The following is an 18,856-nucleotide window of genomic DNA, read 5'->3' as shown; positions in this document are numbered from 1 at the left end:
AATGATTGAATGGATTATCCGCCGTTCGGTGGCAAACCGTTTTCTGGTGATGATGGGGGCGCTGTTTCTCAGTATCTGGGGAACCTGGACTATCATTAATACCCCGGTTGATGCGTTGCCCGATCTCTCTGATGTTCAGGTGATCGTCAAAACCAGCTATCCAGGGCAGGCACCGCAAATCGTCGAAAATCAGGTGACTTACCCGCTGACCACCACCATGCTGTCGGTACCGGGCGCGAAGACCGTGCGTGGTTTCTCGCAGTTTGGTGATTCCTATGTGTACGTCATTTTCGAAGATGGCACCGATCCTTACTGGGCGCGCTCGCGCGTACTGGAGTATCTCAACCAGGTTCAGGGGAAATTACCGGCAGGGGTCAGCGCGGAGATGGGACCGGACGCCACGGGCGTCGGCTGGATCTTTGAATATGCGCTGGTCGATCGCAGCGGTAAACACGATCTGGCAGAGTTACGAACTCTTCAGGACTGGTTTTTAAAGTATGAGTTAAAAACGATTCCGAACGTGGCAGAGGTGGCCTCGGTAGGCGGCGTGGTTAAACAGTACCAGGTTGTTATCGACCCGATGAAGCTGACGCAATATGGCATCAGCCTGGCGGAGGTGAAATCTGCACTGGATACGTCGAATCAGGAGGCGGGCGGCTCGTCTGTTGAGATGGCTGAAGCGGAATATATGGTCCGTGCCAGTGGGTATCTACAAACGCTTGATGACTTCAATAATATCGTCCTGAAAACAGGGGCCGACGGTGTACCTGTTTACCTGCGCGATGTCGCGCGTGTGCAGATTGGGCCGGAAATGCGCCGTGGGATCGCCGAACTGAATGGTGAAGGCGAAGTGGCGGGCGGGGTGGTAATTCTGCGTTCCGGTAAAAATGCGCGTGAAGTGATCTCCGCCGTTAAAGCCAAACTCGACACGCTGAAAAGCAGCCTGCCGGAAGGCGTTGAGGTAGTTACAACATACGATCGCAGTCAGCTCATCGATCGCGCTATTGATAACCTGAGCTATAAGCTGCTGGAAGAGTTTATCGTTGTTGCGCTGGTGTGTGCGCTGTTCCTGTGGCATCTGCGTTCGGCGCTGGTAGCGATTATTTCCCTGCCGCTGGGACTGTGTATCGCGTTTATCGTGATGCATTTCCAGGGGCTGAACGCCAATATCATGTCGCTTGGGGGCATTGCCATTGCCGTCGGGGCGATGGTCGATGCCGCGATCGTGATGATTGAAAACGCCCATAAGCGGCTCGAAGAGTGGGGACATCAGCATCCGGATGAAAAACTGGATAACGCAACGCGCTGGAAGGTCATTACCGATGCCTCGGTAGAGGTCGGCCCGGCATTGTTCATCAGCTTGCTGATTATCACCCTGTCGTTTATCCCTATTTTCACGCTCGAGGGGCAAGAAGGGCGACTGTTCGGCCCGCTGGCGTTTACCAAAACGTATGCCATGGCAGGCGCGGCGTTTCTGGCTATTGTCGTCATTCCGATCCTGATGGGATTCTGGATCCGTGGCAAAATTCCGGCGGAAAGCAGTAACCCGCTTAACCGTTTCCTGATCCGTATTTATCATCCGCTGTTGTTGAAGGTGCTGCATTGGCCTAAAACCACCCTGCTGGTGGCGGTACTTTCAATACTGACGGTTATCTACCCGCTGAATAAAGTCGGTGGTGAATTCCTGCCGCAGATTAACGAAGGCGATCTACTGTATATGCCGTCAACCCTGCCGGGGATTTCGGCGGCGCAGGCGGCGGATATGCTGCAAAAAACCGACAAGCTGATCATGACCGTTCCGGAAGTGGCGCGTGTGTTTGGTAAAACCGGTAAGGCGGAAACCGCAACGGATTCCGCGCCGCTGGAAATGGTCGAAACAACGATCCAACTGAAGCCGCAGGATCAGTGGCGTCCGGGGATGACGATGGACAAAATCATCGCCGAACTCGACAAAACCGTGCGCTTGCCAGGGCTGGCGAATCTGTGGGTTCCGCCTATTCGTAACCGTATCGACATGCTTTCTACCGGCATCAAAAGCCCGATTGGGATAAAGGTGTCAGGTAACGTTCTGGCTGATATCGACGCCACGGCAGAACAAATCGAAGAGGTAGCCAGAACCGTGCCGGGCGTCGCTTCGGCGCTGGCTGAGCGGCTGGTGGGCGGGCGCTATATTAATGTGGACATTAATCGGGAGAAAGCAGCCCGCTACGGTATGACCGTTGGCGCGGTACAGTTGTTTGTCACCTCCGCGGTCGGAGGCGCGATGGTGGGCGAAACGGTGGAAGGGATTGCACGTTATCCGATTAACCTTCGCTATGCGCAGAGCTATCGTGATAGCCCGGAAGCGCTGCGTAATCTGCCCATTCTGACGCCCATGAAGCAGCAAATCACGCTGGCTGATGTTGCAGATGTGACAGTGGTTTCTGGTCCGTCGATGTTGAAAACCGAAGATGCGCGACCCACCAGCTGGATTTATATCGACGCCCGCGACCGTGACATGGTTTCGGTGGTGAACGATCTGAAAAAAGCGATCGCTGAAAACGTGCAGTTAAAGCCGGGGACCAGCGTGGCGTTTTCCGGGCAGTTCGAGCTGCTTGAACGCGCCAGCCATAAGCTCAAACTGATGGTGCCGATGACGCTGATGATTATCTTTGTCCTGCTTTATCTGGCTTTCCGTCGCTTTGGTGAAGCGCTGCTGATTATCACCAGCGTGCCCTTTGCGCTGGTAGGGGGGATCTGGTTTCTCTACTGGATGGGGTTCCATATGTCGGTTGCGACCGGAACCGGGTTTATCGCCCTGGCCGGTGTTGCCGCGGAGTTTGGCGTAGTGATGCTGATGTACTTGCGCCATGCTATTGAAGCCGAGCCTGCGCTGGAAAATCCGCAAACCTTTACGGCGGATAAGCTGGATGAAGCGTTGTATCACGGCGCGGTGCTGCGCGTGCGTCCGAAAGCGATGACCGTGGCGGTGATTATCGCGGGCCTGTTGCCAATCTTGTGGGGAACAGGGGCGGGCTCAGAAGTGATGAGCCGCATTGCCGCGCCGATGATTGGCGGCATGATTACCGCGCCATTGCTGTCGCTGTTTATTATTCCGGCAGCTTATAAGCTGATGTGGCTGCACAGGCATCGCAGCCAAAAGTAGTGCCTTAAAGCGCTCGCCTGCGTCGGTTTTGTTGCCGAAGCAGGCGGTGCGTTATGCCGCCAACGCTTTCACGCGTTTGCGGTACTCGCCCGGCGTGCAGCCAAATCCCCGTAAAAAGACTTTGTGAAACGATGATTCGCTGGCGTAACCCACCGACTCGGCAATAACGATCAACGGCTGCGATCCGCGTGACAGCATCTGGGCGGCGAATTGCAGCCGTAGCTCGGTTAACACCGCCAGCGGCGTGGAGTTTGAGACTTCACGGAATAGCTGCGCAAAGCTGGCCCGCGACATATGGGCACGCTTTGCCAGTTCTTCGACAGTCCAGGGAAAAGCCGGTGACTCCAGCATCATGAAGACAACGGCCCCAAGCCTTGGGTGCAGCAATAAATTCAGCACATTTTTAGCGGGTGTCGGCTGGGATAGCCACTCGCGAACGGCTAACGCGAACAGCGTAGCGCATTGCTGGCTGCAAACGATGCTGGAGCCAGGCAGATCGTTGATGTATTCCTGCTGCATCAGCGCAATCATGGCCTTCAGCCAGTGGCTAATGGGACTGTTATCTTCTGGTGCCAGTATTAATACTTCCGGAAGGGCGGTTAAAAAATAGCGTGAAGAAGCCTGCAATCGCAGGCTTCCGCAGACAATATGCGTTTGTTCTTCCCCTGTCTGGCACAGCCGATGCGCGGAGTTTTGAGGCAGAATGACTATTGTTCCAGGGCGTAACGTAGAAGACGTTCCGTCTGGCATATCCAGTTGAGCAAATCCCTGGGTTACCGTATGCCAGCGGATAACGGACAGCTCACCCGCCGCGTGCGGCAGTTGCCAGTCCCTGCTCAGCAGGCAGTTTTGATCAATCGAGCCCTGCGGGTCGTTAAGCATAAGTAATCGGCTAAGTGCATCCATAAAGACTCCTGAGCAGTTCTTGTTGATGCTTGTCGAGATAAAGTAACGCTGTTACTCATTATTTATTAAATAAATTTATGGTCTTAGTTTATTGTCTCGATGGATTGAGTGGAAGAGAGATAGTAGTTGTTTAGACGATTTGACAGTAATTTGCGCGATATGGATACATTGTTCATGCATCGTTAAACCTATACTTCAGTTCAACAAACGAACAGTGACATGGTGGAGAGACAGCATGAATCAGTATCAGGCGATTATTATCGGATTTGGCAAAGCGGGTAAAACGCTGGCGGCTACCCTGGCGAAAACGGGCTGGCGAGTGGCGATTATTGAACAGTCAAACACCATGTATGGCGGGACATGTATCAATATCGGCTGCATTCCCACCAAAACCCTGGTACACGATGCTGAACTTCAGCATGACTTTGCTGCGGCGATGCAGCGCAAGGCCTCCGTTGTCAGCTTTCTGCGTGATAAAAACTTCCATAATCTTGCCGATCTGGAAAATGTAGATGTGATTGAAGGTCGTGCTGAATTCATTGATAACCATACGGTGCGGGTCGTGCAGCCAACAGGCGAGATTGAACTAAGCGGCGAAAAGATCTTTATTAATACCGGCGCACAGGCAACGATGCCAAACGTGGCAGGGTTAATGACTACACCGGGCGTGTTTGACAGCACCGGGTTGTTAAATTTGACGCAACGTCCGGAACGTTTGGGGGTTTTGGGCGGCGGTTATATTGGTGTTGAATTCGCATCAATGTTTGCCAACTTTGGCAGTAAGGTCACCATTTATGAAGCCGCCCCACTGTTTTTAGCCCGCGAAGATCGGGATATTGCCGACGCTATCGCCAACATTTTACGCGACAAAGGGGTTGAGATTATCCTCAATGCCAGGGTGCAGGCGGTTTCGTCCCATGACGGCGCGGTGCAGGTGCAAATGCCGGAAGGCGTCCAGACTGTGGATGCGCTACTGGTGGCATCGGGTCGCAAACCGGCAACTGAAAATCTGCAGTTGCAGAATGCGGGTGTGGATGTCAACGAGCGCGGTGCCATTGTGGTGAATAAATATCTGCGTACTTCGGCAGACAATATCTGGGCCATGGGCGATGTGACGGGGGGGTTACAATTTACCTATATCTCGCTGGATGACTTCCGTATTGTGCGCGACAACCTGTTAGGCGAGGGATTACGTAACACCGGCGATCGCCAAAACGTACCGTATTCTGTCTTTATGACGCCGCCGCTTTCCCGTGTGGGGATGACAGAAGAACAAGCTCGCGCCAGCGGCGCGGCGGTCCAGGTTGTCACCCTGCCTGTCGCGGCTATCCCGCGTGCACGGGTGATGAATGACACGCGTGGCGTACTTAAAGCGGTGGTAAATCGCGAAACGAAACAGATATTAGGCGTATCGCTGCTGTGCGTGGATTCTCATGAGATGATTAATATCATTAAAACCGTTATGGATGCTGGTTTACCTTACACGACATTGCGCGATCAAATATTTACTCATCCGAGCATGAGCGAATCACTGAACGATCTCTTCTCTCTTATAAAATAATAATATAGCCTGCATGATTGCCCCACCTGTGTGGGGCTTTTTTTTATCATATATAAAGAAATACTCATGAACAGTTATTCTGGCGTTATGGAGGAAATAAGATAAGCAACAATGTTTTATTCTATTACGAGTGAAATCACTAGTTAATGGAAATAGAAATGAACATGCTTAAAACTTCATTATTGTTGACTGCTTTACTGACTGCGCCGGTGACATTTTCTGCACTGGCACAACAGCCAGTCGAAGTAGCCCGCGTCAGCGTGTCGGCAATTGCCGCCGCACCTTCTGTTGTTGAACATGCAATCGCCAGGCTGGCGCAGGAAAAGAAGGCAACGTCCTGGAAAATTACCTCAATGCGCATTGATAGCAGCACTCACGCAACCGCAATTTTGTACAAGTGAGGAGAGTCTGAATGGAAAAGTATCTGCGTTTACTCAGCAAGGGCGATAGAATTGGATTAACATTGATTCGCCTGAGTATTGCCATTGTTTTTATCTGGATTGGCTTATTGAAATTTGTACCTTACGAAGCCGATAGTATTACGCCATTTGTTGCCAATAGTCCGGTAATGTCATTTTTTTATGAACATCCAGAAGAATATAAGCAGCATTTAACCCACGAAGGTGAGTTTAAACCGCAGGAGCGGGAATGGCAGAAGGCGAATAACACCTATACGTTCTCCAATGGCTTGGGCGTAGTCGAAGTGCTGATCGCATTGCTGGTGCTGGCTAATCCTGTTAGCCGTTGGTTGGGATTAATTGGTGGCGTACTGGCATTTGCTACTCCGATTGTGACGTTATCATTTTTAATTACCACACCGGAAGCATGGGTGATGCCACTGGGCGATTTGCACCACGGTTTTCCGTACTTGTCCGGAGCCGGGCGTCTGGTGTTGAAAGACACATTAATGCTGGCGGGAGCGGTGATGATCATCGCAGATTCATCGCGATCAATTATTAAGCAAAATTATTGAATTTTTAACATTGTACCCTCTGTTAGACAGTAAGCCTCTATAGTTCGATTCGGTAATTACCGGGCCAGCAGGATGCTGGCCTTTTTTCTGCCCTAAGGTAAATTTATTTTACAGGTGAAATATAATTATTTACTTTTTCACAATTACTAGTCGGAGCTATATTCCTGGTTAATGATATAGTGCAGTAAGCATTTTTTCTTCTTCTTGCGATAGCACGCCAGTCCGCATACTGCGTGGTCCTTCCATCAAAACCCATTCATTTCCCACTATTTTTTTCTGTGTAGTTCTTGCTATTTGTTATCTCAAAATGACATTTCAAAAAATTTTATTATTCTCTTTTGTTATAGTTAGCCAACAACTTCATGTGGTTTTAGGCATGGCTTCAGCTAGAATTAACTTTGATTAAATGTTTTTACGTATCAATAAATGGCTAAAGATAGTTAAAAACTTAATTTTTAACCAACTGTTCGACATGGAATCCACTATGGTAATTAAGCACCAGGGGTGGATGCTGATCTCGCGTTTTGTGAGTAACCAAAAGCGAGACATATCTTAAATATGGAAATAAGGGTTTTAGAATGAGCTTTGGATTAGCAAAGGACAACAAGTTTGAAATCATCGCTACCCTTCGTGAAGAGTTGCACAAGAAAACGAAACTTGAAGTTTTATGTGAAAACCATAGTGTTATCACGCAGTTAGAGAAGATTGATTTCGAGCGGTTTGTCATCTCCGGACACGAAGACATTGTTCCTGAAAAGGTCCAGTACTTTATCCTGCACAGTGAGAGTGGGATTGTAAAATTTAGTGCCAGATTCGAACAAACCTTATCAGCAGGTGCACAAGCAGGATTATCCTACTTCATCCCGGATATGATTTTCTTTGCCCAGCAGCGACAAAATCAGCGTTTTTCCTTCCTGAAGGGTTACGACTTTTTCTGTTTTGGTCGTTACAAAAACGGAGAAAACTACTCTCTGAAGATTAAAAACATCTCGCAGGGCGGTTGTGCATTAATTGTTAAAGATGTGAACTCCCGTTTTCTCTATAAAGATGCGGTGATTAAAAATGCCGCGCTGGATTTTGATACGTTTGGCAGTTTACAGCTGGATTTGAAAGTGATCGATGTCGTCATGATCAATGAATTTGATGAGGATAATCAATTGTATGCCTGTCATCAGATCTCATGTGAGTTCGATTTTAAAAATCGTCGTGAAGAGGCAGAGGTCGAGAAGATTATTATTAAATTTTTAATGAGTAACAAGATTTGATGCTGATAAGGGGCGATGAACAGGATGTTGATGTGTGGCAGTGATAATTTTGTGGGCAACGGTTTGTTCGCCTACCTGACAAGCAAACATGTACCGATACAAACATTCCAGTTTGAGGATATGTTGCATCAGTCATCATTATGCCAGCATCAAACCATGGTTTTTAATATCATTGATAACGAACAACCATGTTCAACTATCGTGCAGTTTTTGAATAAAAACCGCTTCAAGTTTTATAATAATGTCGTGGTAATTATTGCTGATAGTTTGGTGGCGAAATTATGTGTAGAGTTATTATATGTTGAAAAAACGATAGTTTTGACGGAGAAATCTTCACTGCGCGATTTCGGTCAACTGGCGTCGTTAACGGCCGGGAAATGGAATCCCCGGCTGTATCGTTCACAGAAAAGATTAACCGAGAGAGAGCAGCAGATTCTGAATTTATTGGTAAACGGATATACCGCCAGAGAAATTTCAGAGTTAGTTAGCCTGAATTATAAAACTATCCAGGCGCATAAAATGAGGGTCGTCACCAAGCTGGGACTGACCAATACCTCGGAATTAAATAAATTAATTGTCAGATTTACCCATCGTATGTCTTTTTTACCCTAACCTGGCCATTCTATTCTGATGTAACACACCTAATAGTAGATACAATTCGGGAGTGATATTGACTGGTTTTTAATTTTTATGATTTGTTGAGGGAGAGAGGAATGTTTAATTCTAGTGAGGTGTTAACCGCGCTTGAAAAGGCATTGAATACCAGTCAGCTTTATATGGTTTATCAACCAATTTTTAATTTGCGTAATCAGCGTATTAGCGGGTTTGAAGCATTAATGCGTTGGAATAGCCCCCAGATGGGGATGATCTCTCCCGATGTTTTTATTACCTTGCTGGAAGACAGCGGCAATATCATGTCAATTGAAGATATGGTTACCCACACTCCCTGGGATGTGGCAACCCGTTGGCCAGAGCCCCTTGTATTGTCCGTCAATATTTCCGCGCTTGAGTTCTGCGATCCGCTGTTACCCCAACGCGTCAGAAAAAACCTTACTGTATGTGGTCTCCCGCCCCATCGATGCCAGATAGAGGTCACGGAAACGTCGCCGCTGTGCGACAGTCAGGTCGCGGCTAAAAATATGACGGAGCTGAAGGCGATAGGGGTCAAAATTGCCCTTGATGATTTTGGAACCGGCCACGCCAATCTTAACTATCTGTTGAAATATCCTTTTGATACCTTAAAAATTGATAAGGAATTTATCGCCGGCATTGAACCCGATACCCGCTCAACAAAGATTGTTGAGGGTATCATTTCACTGGCGCACAATTTTGGTATTGAAGTTCTTGCTGAAGGGGTGGAAACCCAGTCCGAACTGGACCGGCTGATGCAGATTGGTTGTGACAAAATTCAAGGCTTTTTCATTTCTCCCCCGGTGTTGGCAGAAGAGATCCCGTTACTCCTGACGCAGTATAATCCTTAATCTTCTCCCTCTCTGTTGTTCCCCTGAATCTCGTTTGTTTCGCGTTGCCAGAGGGCCGCTCCCGCGCTTTTCCTGCCTATAAAAATAAGTCCGTAGGCCTGATACGTTAAGCGCATCAGGTAGCTTTGTATCTGTGACAGGCAAAAAAAAACCCCCTGTTAAACAGAGGGCTAGCGAGTTTATGTCAGCTTAGAACGATTTCTTAAAGCCAATTGATGCATTAACCGGCGCTTCAACCTGCGACTTACTGCCACCGTTACTAAATTGCGTACCCAGTTCTCCGTAAACCTGCAGGTTTCTGTCGATAGACCATGACAGACCGGCTGCAACTTCAGTGCTGGAGTACTGTTGTGAAGACTCAAGCGTGGTGGTGGCTACCGCATTGCTAAAGTGCGTTTTGTCTTTTGAACCCAGACCCTGCCAGACGTTGACCCTGCCGTAAGGCTGGAATTTGCCATGGTTGGTGTCATAGTCAGCGACCAGACGCACGCCCAGACGGGCGGTAAAGGAATCCGCGGTATCCATTTTCACTTTCGTTTGGGTCACACCATCAAGCCGCCCGTTATCAAAGTCGCTGTGTTGATAGATCAGCTGAGCCTGAGGTTCCAGACTCCATGCGCTGGCGCCTAAACGGAACGATTTACCCACTTCTGTTGACGCCGTCAGCGTGTTGCCTCTGACTGTATACGAGCCGTTGTTACCGGTCGCCGCCAGGCGGGATTTATGGTTACCGTATTGCAGGACGTTATCAACATACATCCCGTCGCCCGAGAACCAGGTGGCGTAGCCGCCGACATAAAACGCGTTGTCGTCGATGTTGCCGCCTTTGCCGTCGCTGCCTGTCTTCGTGCCTTTCACGTTGCTGTCGATATCAAGAATGCTGGTATACATCCCGGCTTTCCAGCTTTCGTTGGCATACATATCGACGCCAACCTGAATCCCCATGGTGTGGGAGCTGGTTTGCGTTCCAGCCGCATCATCCAGTTTGGTTTTACCGGAGTAGCCAATCATTCTTGCCCAGGCGCGATTGTCTTCATCAATACCTGGTTTTACCTCGTCACCCATACGCTGGTGCATATTGCCTAACAGGCTGATGTCGCCCTGACGAACGACGCTGGCGAGACCAGAATACAGCATAGTTTCTGGACGATATTCGCTTCTCAGATACCAGTTTTCACCCTGACCCTGAGCGTTACCCGCATGCAGTTGATACTCAAATGCGCCTGCAGCCATACGATCGGCGGCAAGATAGAAGGCGTCTCGTGACGTTTGTGCCGTAGTGGTTGCGCCATTGAGCGCGGTTACCACTTCGATACCATCACCAATAGTTGGTGCGCCGAGACCAGAACCATCGACATCCAATAGCGTACTACCGCTGGCTTTACCGCCATCGATAATCAGACGGTCGGCAATGCCTGCGCCGCTGCCAGTTTGTGTGGCCGCCATGTTGATAGTCCCTTTTTCGCCGGTGTAATCCCCTTTGACGGTTAACGTTGTGCCAGTCTGCTGGCCGATGAGTGAAACATCGCCGCCGTTGCTCAGTCCCGCTACCGTCTGGTTGTAACCTTGCGTGTTGAGGGTGGTGTCAGCGACAACGTAGTGGTGTGATGCGCTACTCAGAGTGTTGGTATTACCCGCCTGCAGTACACCGTTGGCAATCAGCGTTGCGCCGCTGTAGCTGTTTTCACCATGCAACTCCGTAACACCGCTGCCGGTTTGATGCAGTTGGCCTTCGCCGCTGATATTACCGGTCAGCGCCAGGGTATCGCCACGATTGACGTTGAGTACGCCGTTATCAACGATATCCCCCTGAATGCTGCCGATATCACCGCCGTTACCCAGCTGTAAAACGCCTTGCTCGATGGTGGTGCCACCGGTGTAGGTGTTATCCAGCGTCAGGGTGAGGGAGCCTTTACCGGTTTTGGTCAACTGACCGTTACCTTCGACTTCCGTCAGCAGAGAAACGTTATGTCCGTTGGTGTCGAATGTGCCGCCGCCGGATTCCAGAGTCACCTGACGAGCGGTATCAAACGCTTCACCATATTTCAGCGTACCACCATTAAAGGTAATTCCCGTCTCTGGTGCGCCAAGGTTGGTATCACCCGCCACCTGCAGCGTACCTGAGGTGATGGTGGTTCCACCGCTGTAGGTGTTGTCACCAGTGAGGATGAGCGTACCGAGGTCGCCTTTATTCAGGCCGCCGGTACCGCGGATCACGCTGTCGATAGTCGCGGTGTAGTTAGCGCCGTCTACTGTGCCATCGCCGACGCGAATCAGCGTATTAGCCGTATCGGTGGTAATGGCTTCACCGCCCACGCGATAACCATCGGTGGCGAACTGTGCGCCACTGATGATGACGTCGCCTTTGCTGTTATCGACGGTTACATTGCCCGCTTCACCCTGGAAGACGGCGAACGCGGCATCGGTAAACGGTGCATTCAGCGCGCCTTCTGGCGTTGATTCATCCGTTGTCCAGTTGTCATTACCCTGGCTGGATTGCCAGATACCGTCGCCGCCGTTGATGACGCCGTTGTTTTTCAGCTCGCCATTCTCACCGCCGGTGCCGTCCCAGAAGCGCAGCGTCAGCCCGGCATGGTTGACCAGGTTAACCTGGTTTTTAACCGAGGTTTGTACGTACAGGCTGTCCGCAGCTTCCGGCGCGTCGGCAATGTCCATCACATTGTTGGTTAATGTGCCGGTGTAGTTGATGACGCGGTAAACACCAACGTCAAAGCTTCCGCCTGGAGAGGTCTGGATATTGAGCTTACCGTCGAGCGTCAGATCGCCATTGACATCAATCAGGTCATTGAAGGCTCCGCCTGGGGTATAGGCCTGACCAAACTGGTAATCAAGCTGTGCGTTATCGCTGAGCGTCAGTGAACCGGTAGTCAGTTTACCCACGCTATTGATGGCCGCACCCGCGGTAATATGGCCGTCATCCAGTACATCAACCGCGCCGCCGATAATACCGTTCCCGCCGAGCGTTGCCCCAGATTTCACCGTCACCTGACCGGTCGCGGCAGACTGATTACCGTTGACCAGCAGTACGCCTTCATTGACGTCCGTGGTGCCGGTCCAGGTGTTATCGCCGGTCAGCGTTAACGTGCCGTCACCGATTTTCACCAGGCTGCCATCGTTGCCGCTGATAATGCCGCTGATGGTGTCATCAAGATGCAGATTACCCAGCGACAACTCTTTATTGCCCAGTTCGACATTCCCCGCGCCGGACAACGAGCCGATAAATGTAGCGCTGTCGACTGCGCTGATATCGACCTTACCGCCTGCCAGGTTTTTAACGACAGTATTCTCTGCTAACGCCTGGTCCGCAAAGGTCATCAGTCCGCTGTTATTCACGCTAGCAGAACCACCGCTGGCGTTTTCTTCCAGCGCCAACGTACTGTCTTTTGACACGTTAACCGTGGCCTCGCCCGCGGTGGCGTTATCGGTTAACAGCGCTTTCGCTGTGCCCGTCAGGTTCAGTTTTGTGCTCGCGGCGGTGACGTTATCCGCCAGTGTTAACAGGCTATCGGCGATGTTCATGGTCAGGGATTTCAGGCTGGTCTCTGTTCCGCTGACATTGAGCGTCGCCCCGTTATTGACGTTCACGGTGCTGCTTTCATTGCTACCAAAGGCCCCGGTTTTGCTGACGTTGACCGTCACATTGTTGGCATTTCCGGTACCGGCAATTTCTGTGTCGCCTTTATAGCTGTTCGCGCGATTGAGCGACAGAGTACTGCCCGCATCGCTTGAGCTGCTGGTGACTTTCAGTTTACCGTCGCCGGTAATCTCACCTGTTGGCGTGAAATCATGTGAATTGAGGTCAAACACCGCCGCGTTATCATTCGCGCCCAGCACAATGGTGCGATTGCTGGTCAGGTCCGCACCCATCTGCAGCGTGGAGCCGTTGTTGATAGCCAGGTCGGTTCCGCTCTGACCGAGGTTGCTGTCGGCGGAAATCTGCAACGTACCGCCATCAATGCGTGTGCCGCCGCGATACGCGTTATCACCGCTGAGGATCAGACGGCCAAGGTCGGTTTTCACCAGCGTTAGCTTGTCAGTCGTGCTGGCTTCGCGGATGACGGACTCAATGGTCGCGGTATAGTTTTGCCCCGCGCCACCCGCGCCAACGCGCAGCAGCAGTTCACCGGTTCCCGGCGTCTGGCCTGCGTGGGTCGCGTTTTCCGTGGTGGCATAAGCGTTAAGTGCGTCGCCTTTAACGACATAGCCATCGGCGTCAAACTGTGCCCCGGAGAAGTTAACTTCTCCCGCGGCGTTATCCACGGTAACGGTGCCACCTTTGGTGGTGAAGACGGCAAAGGACTTCTGCGCCCAAGGTGCGTTACCTTCGCCCGTTGCCGTGGTCCAGTTGTTATCACCCTGACTGCCGATCGCCATCCATTTGCCATCGCCACCGTCAATTTTGCTGTCGCCCTCAATGCCCGACGCGCCGTGGCTTTGACTTACCGTCGCCCCGTCCCAGAATTGCAGGGTAACGCCGTTGGCGTTCACCAGGTTGACTTGTTTGTCGATAGAGGTCTGGACAAAAATATTGCTCTTATCCTGACTGTCCGGTATTGCGCCCAGCTCCAGCGTCTGGTTATCCAGCGTACCGCCGTAATTATAGATACGGTACACGCCCGGTCCGAAGTTACCGCCTTGCGACGTGGTAACATCCAGGGTCCCGTCCAGTTGCAGATCGCCTGCCACGTTCACCAGATCGTTTAGCGCACCGCCTGGCGTAAAGGCCTGGCCCAGTTCAAAAGCGGAGGTCGTTTTGCTGCCAAGCTGCAGATTACCGTTAACAGATAGCGTACCCGCACCGCCGTCACCGGCGCTGATGGTTGTGGCATCGTTCATCAGCACGTTACCGCCGATAATGCCCTTACCGCCCAGTGTGGACGTGCCGCTGACGGTGGTGACACCGCGCGCCGCGCTTTGATCGCCATTCACCAGCAACGTGCCGTTGGTAACGGTGGTGTTACCGGTATAGGTATTGTTGCCGTTCAGACGGGTAATGCCGCCACCGATTTGCTGTAGCGCGCCGATACCGGAGATCACACCGTTGAGCAGCACGGTGTTGGCGCGATTAATCGCCAATACGCCGTTGTCGATGATGTCAGAGACGGCGCTCACTTCGCCTTCATTTCCACCGTCACCTAACTGCAGCGTACCGGTTTGATCAATGGTGGTAGAGCCGGTGTAGCTATTGTTGGCGGTAAACACTGTGGTACCGCCCGCCGCACGTTCAAATTTCCCGTCGCCGCTGATGATGCCGCGATAGATCTGTGCTGTTGAGGTATCCCCCTGAGTATCGAAGATAACCTTGCTGTCTGCGCCCTGGGTGGTGACATTGTAATCGCCAATGCTTGCGGCAGTGCTGGTTGGTTCGACGTGGTCGCCGGTACGCAGCGTGGCGCCATTGTTTACAGCAAGGGTTTCGCTCGCCAGATTCAGGTTTTCAACGATGCGTACATCTGCATTTGACCCGCTGATGGTCAGTGAATCCCAGCCGGTGCCAATGTTGGTACCGGTATTCAGGTTGTCGCTAGCCAGCGTACCAATCTTCGCATCTTTTGTATCAGTGAAGGTGAGGGCGTTGCCCGTACCCGCTGCGGTAAGAATGTGGCGCGTTTTATCCAGCATCACATTGCCGATATTGGCTTTATTGTTACCGCCAGTACCCGCGAAATTCACTTCGCCAGCATAAGAGCCGCTACGCCAGTTGAAGGTATCCGTACCTTCACCGGTGTTGATTACGCCGCTGGTCACACCGCCGCTGATATCGATGGTGTCATTGCCTTTACCAGACTGAACTGCCACGGCCGAGTCGTTGATTGCCTGCAGGGTTCCCGTGTTGGTGATGGCTTTACTGCTGTCGCCGCTGGCGTCTATTACCGGTGAGGTGGTACTGGCAGAGATAATCTTGCCGCTGTTGGTCAATGCGCTAACGTTTTTCGCGATGATTGCTGAACCACCTGCGCTGTCATGCACGTTGATGTCGGCATTGGTGGTGATACGACCGTCCGTATTGGCGCGAATACCGCTGCCTTCGCTGTTTAGTACCTCAATGGTATAGCCTTTGCCGATGGTTAGATTGCCCGTCACCGCGTCGCCATTACGTTGTTCAAAGGCGAAGCCGGTACCTTTACCGTTGACGTTGAGGATGTTGTTCAGCCCATCGTTCATGGTCAGCGCCACGCTGGTGCGGATCCCTGGGCCATCGTTGGAGTCGATGGTGACATCACGCAGCGTGATATTGGTGTTGTTGGCATCGTTTTGAATACCGGCACCGGTACCATCAGCGCGGATCATCACGCTTTGCGCGGCCAGAGCGCCAGCGCCTTCGGCCAGGCGAATACCGTCCGCGGAGCCATCGGTGGTAATGCTGTCACCAGTCATGCCGTTAATCAGCAGGCTTGCCCCTTGGGTTAACAGAACGCCAGCGGTGCCATCATCAACCTGAATTTTGCCCAGCTTATTAATCTGCGCGCTGGAGCCTGAGGCGCGTACGCCGATGCCGTTGCTGACATGCAGGGCGAGGGAGGAGTTATTGGTTAAGCTACCGCCTTTTTGAACATCGACACCGATACTGTCGACGCTGGCCAGATCGATAATCGATTTGGTATCGAGGATCAGGTTGCCCAGATTCCTCGCCACATAGGCGATTACCTTGTTGCCGCTGGCTTCAGAGGTGATCTTCGCGTTTGAGGTCAGGGTCGTGCTCGTGGCATTGCCCTGCGTATTACCATTCAACTGATGCGCCTGACCATCCACAACCCCGGCAACGGTTCTTTCACCGGTTAAATTGATGGTGGTTTTATCGCTGATGGTCCCTTTCGCGCCGCCTTCGATAACCAGCGCCGCAGAGTCAGTACCCTTAACGGTGAACGTTGCTTCACCGGTATCTACGTTACTGCCTGCGCCGGTGGCGAGTACGCCCACGGAATTGTTACCGCTGAGAGTCAAATCCAGGTTGGAGGTGGACTGATCTTTCGGGTTAGTGGTATTACCGGCCAGCAATGCGCCATTGGCGATACGGAAAATGGTGGTGCGATCCTGACCGTTGTCATTCATCACCGCCTGACCAATATTGGCGGTAGCGCCCTTACCATACAGGTAATAACCAATCTGATCGGTGCTGTTAAATGAGGGGCTACTTAAGCTGTCAACGTTAGCGATGGCGTTATCACGCACGTGGACGCCGATGTTACCGGCTTTATCCAGTGTAATATTAGAGTAGACGTTGACCACTGCCTGACCGTTGGCGCCACCTTCCGCCCAGATGGCGTAGTTACGGTTACCGACGCCGCCTTCACCGTCCACCACGATAGAGCCTGCAGCGCTGGTGGTGACTTCGGCATTTTTGTTATTGGCGCTAACGTGGATCCCTACGTTGTTGGTGCCATTCACGTTAATCTTGCCGTCGTTACGGATTTCCTGATTATTTTCTGCGCCGCTGTCGTGTACGGAGATGCCGTAGTTTTTACTGCTGCCCCCTTTAGAACCGCCATTGATCACGATATTGCCGGTATTGAGGACGTTGCCCGTGGCATTTCCGACCAAAATCCCTGCGGCGTTACGGACGCCGGTTCCCAGCGTGATAAGGCCGTTGTTAATCACCTCTTTGGCGCTCTTGATCATAATACCGGCGCTCAGGCTGGAACCGCCTGCCATGGTGACATCTTTAGCCGGATCGCTTGCGTCGCGACCAAGATAAATAGAGGCATTCTGAGCATTGGTAAAGGTGGCATTCCCGGCGACTTCTACGCCATAAGCGGTGCCGCTGGCAAAGGATGTACCGCTTTTACGTCCGTCTACGACGTTAATCTCGCCATTGTTGACCCCTTGCGCATCGTCAGACAATTGCATACCAATCGCCAGCGTCAGCGAAGAAGCGGGGACGTCTTTGCTCCAGGGATCGGCTGCCGAAGCGGTACCAAAGTTATCGGTGGTGATCGCCTGGTTGATGATGCCGTTGTTAGCGATCTGGCTGGTGCCTTGACCTTGCATACCAAATGCGCCATAGCTGTTGACGTTTTGGTTGCCGTCTTTATCGATAAACAGCCCGGAGTTGATCATCCCGTTGTTGGTTGCCGTCGCGTCTTGTGCCAGCATGCCAATCGCCAGGCTCTGCCCGGTAGACGTTCGTAATGCGTTCAGTTCGCCAAAGTTTGTGATAACCCCGCCATCAACGGCTTTCATGACGCCATTAATACTGCCGTCAACGGCAAGAATCGCATCTTTGTTCAGGGTGCCGGAGGTGCCTGCGCCGTTGGCGTAAATAGCATGCAGCTCACCGCGGTCAGCGGTCGCGTTATTGGCATGCGATAAGCCGTCTGTCCAGACGTCGTAATCCCAACTGAGCACGTCAGAGGGCTTGCTGGAATTGATCAGGCCATCAATCAGCTCGGCATACTTCGTTTGTGCTGCGGTGACGGTAGTGACTTCATTCGCTTCCAGCCACAGCTGGATTTGGCTGACTTTTTCGCCTTCCGGGTTTTCCGCCGCGTCGCTGCTATTGCCCAACAGCCAGTCGTTAAATTCGGCCAACTCCTGCGTGTTGGTGATGTTAAATGTGCGCTCACCCGTTTCGACGACTTTGCCATCCGTATCATAGCCGTAGGTCATGAGCGTGACATCATCGCCAAACACGGAGGTTTGCGCTGAGCCGGCGAAGGTTTTTTCAGGAATAACCGGGGCGGCGTTAAATTTTATAAAGTTATCGGATTGCCAGTAAACCTGGCTACCCGCGTCCTGAGCCTCCAGTAAGGAGGAGTCTTTGGCCAGTAATTCGATGGTATTGGCTTTGGCGCGTACATTGAGCGTGTCGTCGCCCAAATTCAGATTGGCCGTGGAGCCGTTTGTCGCCAGCGCGATGCCAAATTGTTTGTAGATTTTAGACTGCGTCGGATCGTAAGTGTTTAATGCCGAATCGCCAATCTGTGATTCGGTAAGAAAGTTACTTAACGCGTTGGTATCAAAGACTTTAATGGTTGTTTTTTCGCCGGGGAACGCCGGGTCGTTAATCTCAAATTCTGTGCTCTGCGAAGGCGTTGATGATTGGTTATAAGTCAGGTATTCCGCCAGCTCCTCGGCGGTAGTAATCGTTTTTACGCCCTGGTCAGGGCTGGTGGCCTGTAGGGTGATTTTGCCGGTTTGCAGTAGCTCTCTGATGGTCGTTGATTCAACAACGCCACTTTGACCCGGACTGATGGTTGGGATCGCGCCGCTGATATTGAGTGCCTCACCAGCAGTGATATCTTCATATAAGAATCCGTAGTCGTGGACACCCTCATAATCCCCAACAGAAATACCTGTCTGGTAGTCGGCGAAAATATTATGTTCACCGATGTCGATGATCGGAGTTGCTGAAGCTTGCATTGAAGCAGCGCTTAATGCGCCGGCCGCCAGTACGGCGACAGTTTTACGTGAGCTGCTTTTTTTCTTTCCTTTGGTTAATTCGGAAACGACCACCCAGATACCGAGCACCGCGTTCCAAATAATGCTGTAAACTTTGTTCATATA

Annotated in this window: 9 protein-coding genes; 7 read left to right on the top strand and 2 right to left on the bottom strand. The window is 51.6% G+C overall.

What is annotated here, in order from left to right:
• The first annotated feature begins 1 nt into the window (after position 1).
• Positions 2-3,145: a CusA/CzcA family heavy metal efflux RND transporter gene (locus HVZ52_RS16680; RefSeq protein ID WP_016152153.1), complete on the top strand. Its 3,144-nt coding sequence runs from the start codon at positions 2-4 to the stop codon at positions 3,143-3,145.
• Between the two features lie 51 nt (positions 3,146-3,196).
• Here the strand turns inward: HVZ52_RS16680 and rclR are convergent, their stop codons facing one another.
• Complete coding sequence (gene rclR / locus HVZ52_RS16675) at positions 3,197-4,051, bottom strand: reactive chlorine-specific transcriptional regulator RclR (protein WP_181598488.1); 855 nt, start codon at positions 4,049-4,051, stop codon at positions 3,197-3,199.
• A gap of 235 nt (positions 4,052-4,286) precedes the next feature.
• On the opposite strand from rclR, the gene rclA reads away from it, so the two are divergent.
• From rclA to HVZ52_RS16645, 6 genes are all read left to right on the top strand, one after another.
• The gene (gene rclA, locus HVZ52_RS16670; RefSeq protein WP_181598487.1) at positions 4,287-5,612 is read left to right on the top strand and encodes a reactive chlorine resistance oxidoreductase RclA; all 1,326 of its coding nucleotides are present in this window, start codon (positions 4,287-4,289) and stop codon (positions 5,610-5,612) included.
• A 164-nt stretch (positions 5,613-5,776) separates the two neighbouring features.
• A complete protein-coding gene (gene rclB, locus HVZ52_RS16665) occupies positions 5,777-6,013 on the top strand; it encodes a reactive chlorine resistance periplasmic protein RclB (RefSeq protein ID WP_029139445.1) in 237 nt (78 codons plus the stop codon).
• A gap of 11 nt (positions 6,014-6,024) precedes the next feature.
• Entirely contained in the window at positions 6,025-6,585 is a 561-nt protein-coding gene (gene rclC, locus HVZ52_RS16660; RefSeq protein ID WP_181598486.1) for a reactive chlorine resistance membrane protein RclC, read from the top strand.
• Positions 6,586-7,163: 578 nt separating this feature from the next.
• Positions 7,164-7,850, top strand: coding sequence for a PilZ domain-containing protein (locus HVZ52_RS16655; protein WP_016152158.1), 687 nt, complete (start codon positions 7,164-7,166; stop codon positions 7,848-7,850).
• A 24-nt stretch (positions 7,851-7,874) separates the two neighbouring features.
• Entirely contained in the window at positions 7,875-8,462 is a 588-nt protein-coding gene (locus HVZ52_RS16650; RefSeq protein WP_019076223.1) for a helix-turn-helix transcriptional regulator, read from the top strand.
• 101 nt (positions 8,463-8,563) lie between these two features.
• The gene (locus HVZ52_RS16645; protein WP_016152160.1) at positions 8,564-9,331 is read left to right on the top strand and encodes an EAL domain-containing protein; all 768 of its coding nucleotides are present in this window, start codon (positions 8,564-8,566) and stop codon (positions 9,329-9,331) included.
• Between the two features lie 189 nt (positions 9,332-9,520).
• On the opposite strand, the gene HVZ52_RS16640 is transcribed toward HVZ52_RS16645, so the two are convergent.
• Positions 9,521-18,853: an autotransporter outer membrane beta-barrel domain-containing protein gene (locus tag HVZ52_RS16640; RefSeq protein WP_181598485.1), complete on the bottom strand. Its 9,333-nt coding sequence runs from the start codon at positions 18,851-18,853 to the stop codon at positions 9,521-9,523.
• Positions 18,854-18,856: the final 3 nt, after the last annotated feature.

The organism is Citrobacter sp. RHB36-C18, assembly GCF_013814485.1.
Lineage (GTDB): Bacteria > Pseudomonadota > Gammaproteobacteria > Enterobacterales > Enterobacteriaceae > Citrobacter > Citrobacter braakii.
Note: the sequence above shows the minus strand (reverse complement) of the source record. Positions and strands in the feature narration are given on the sequence as shown.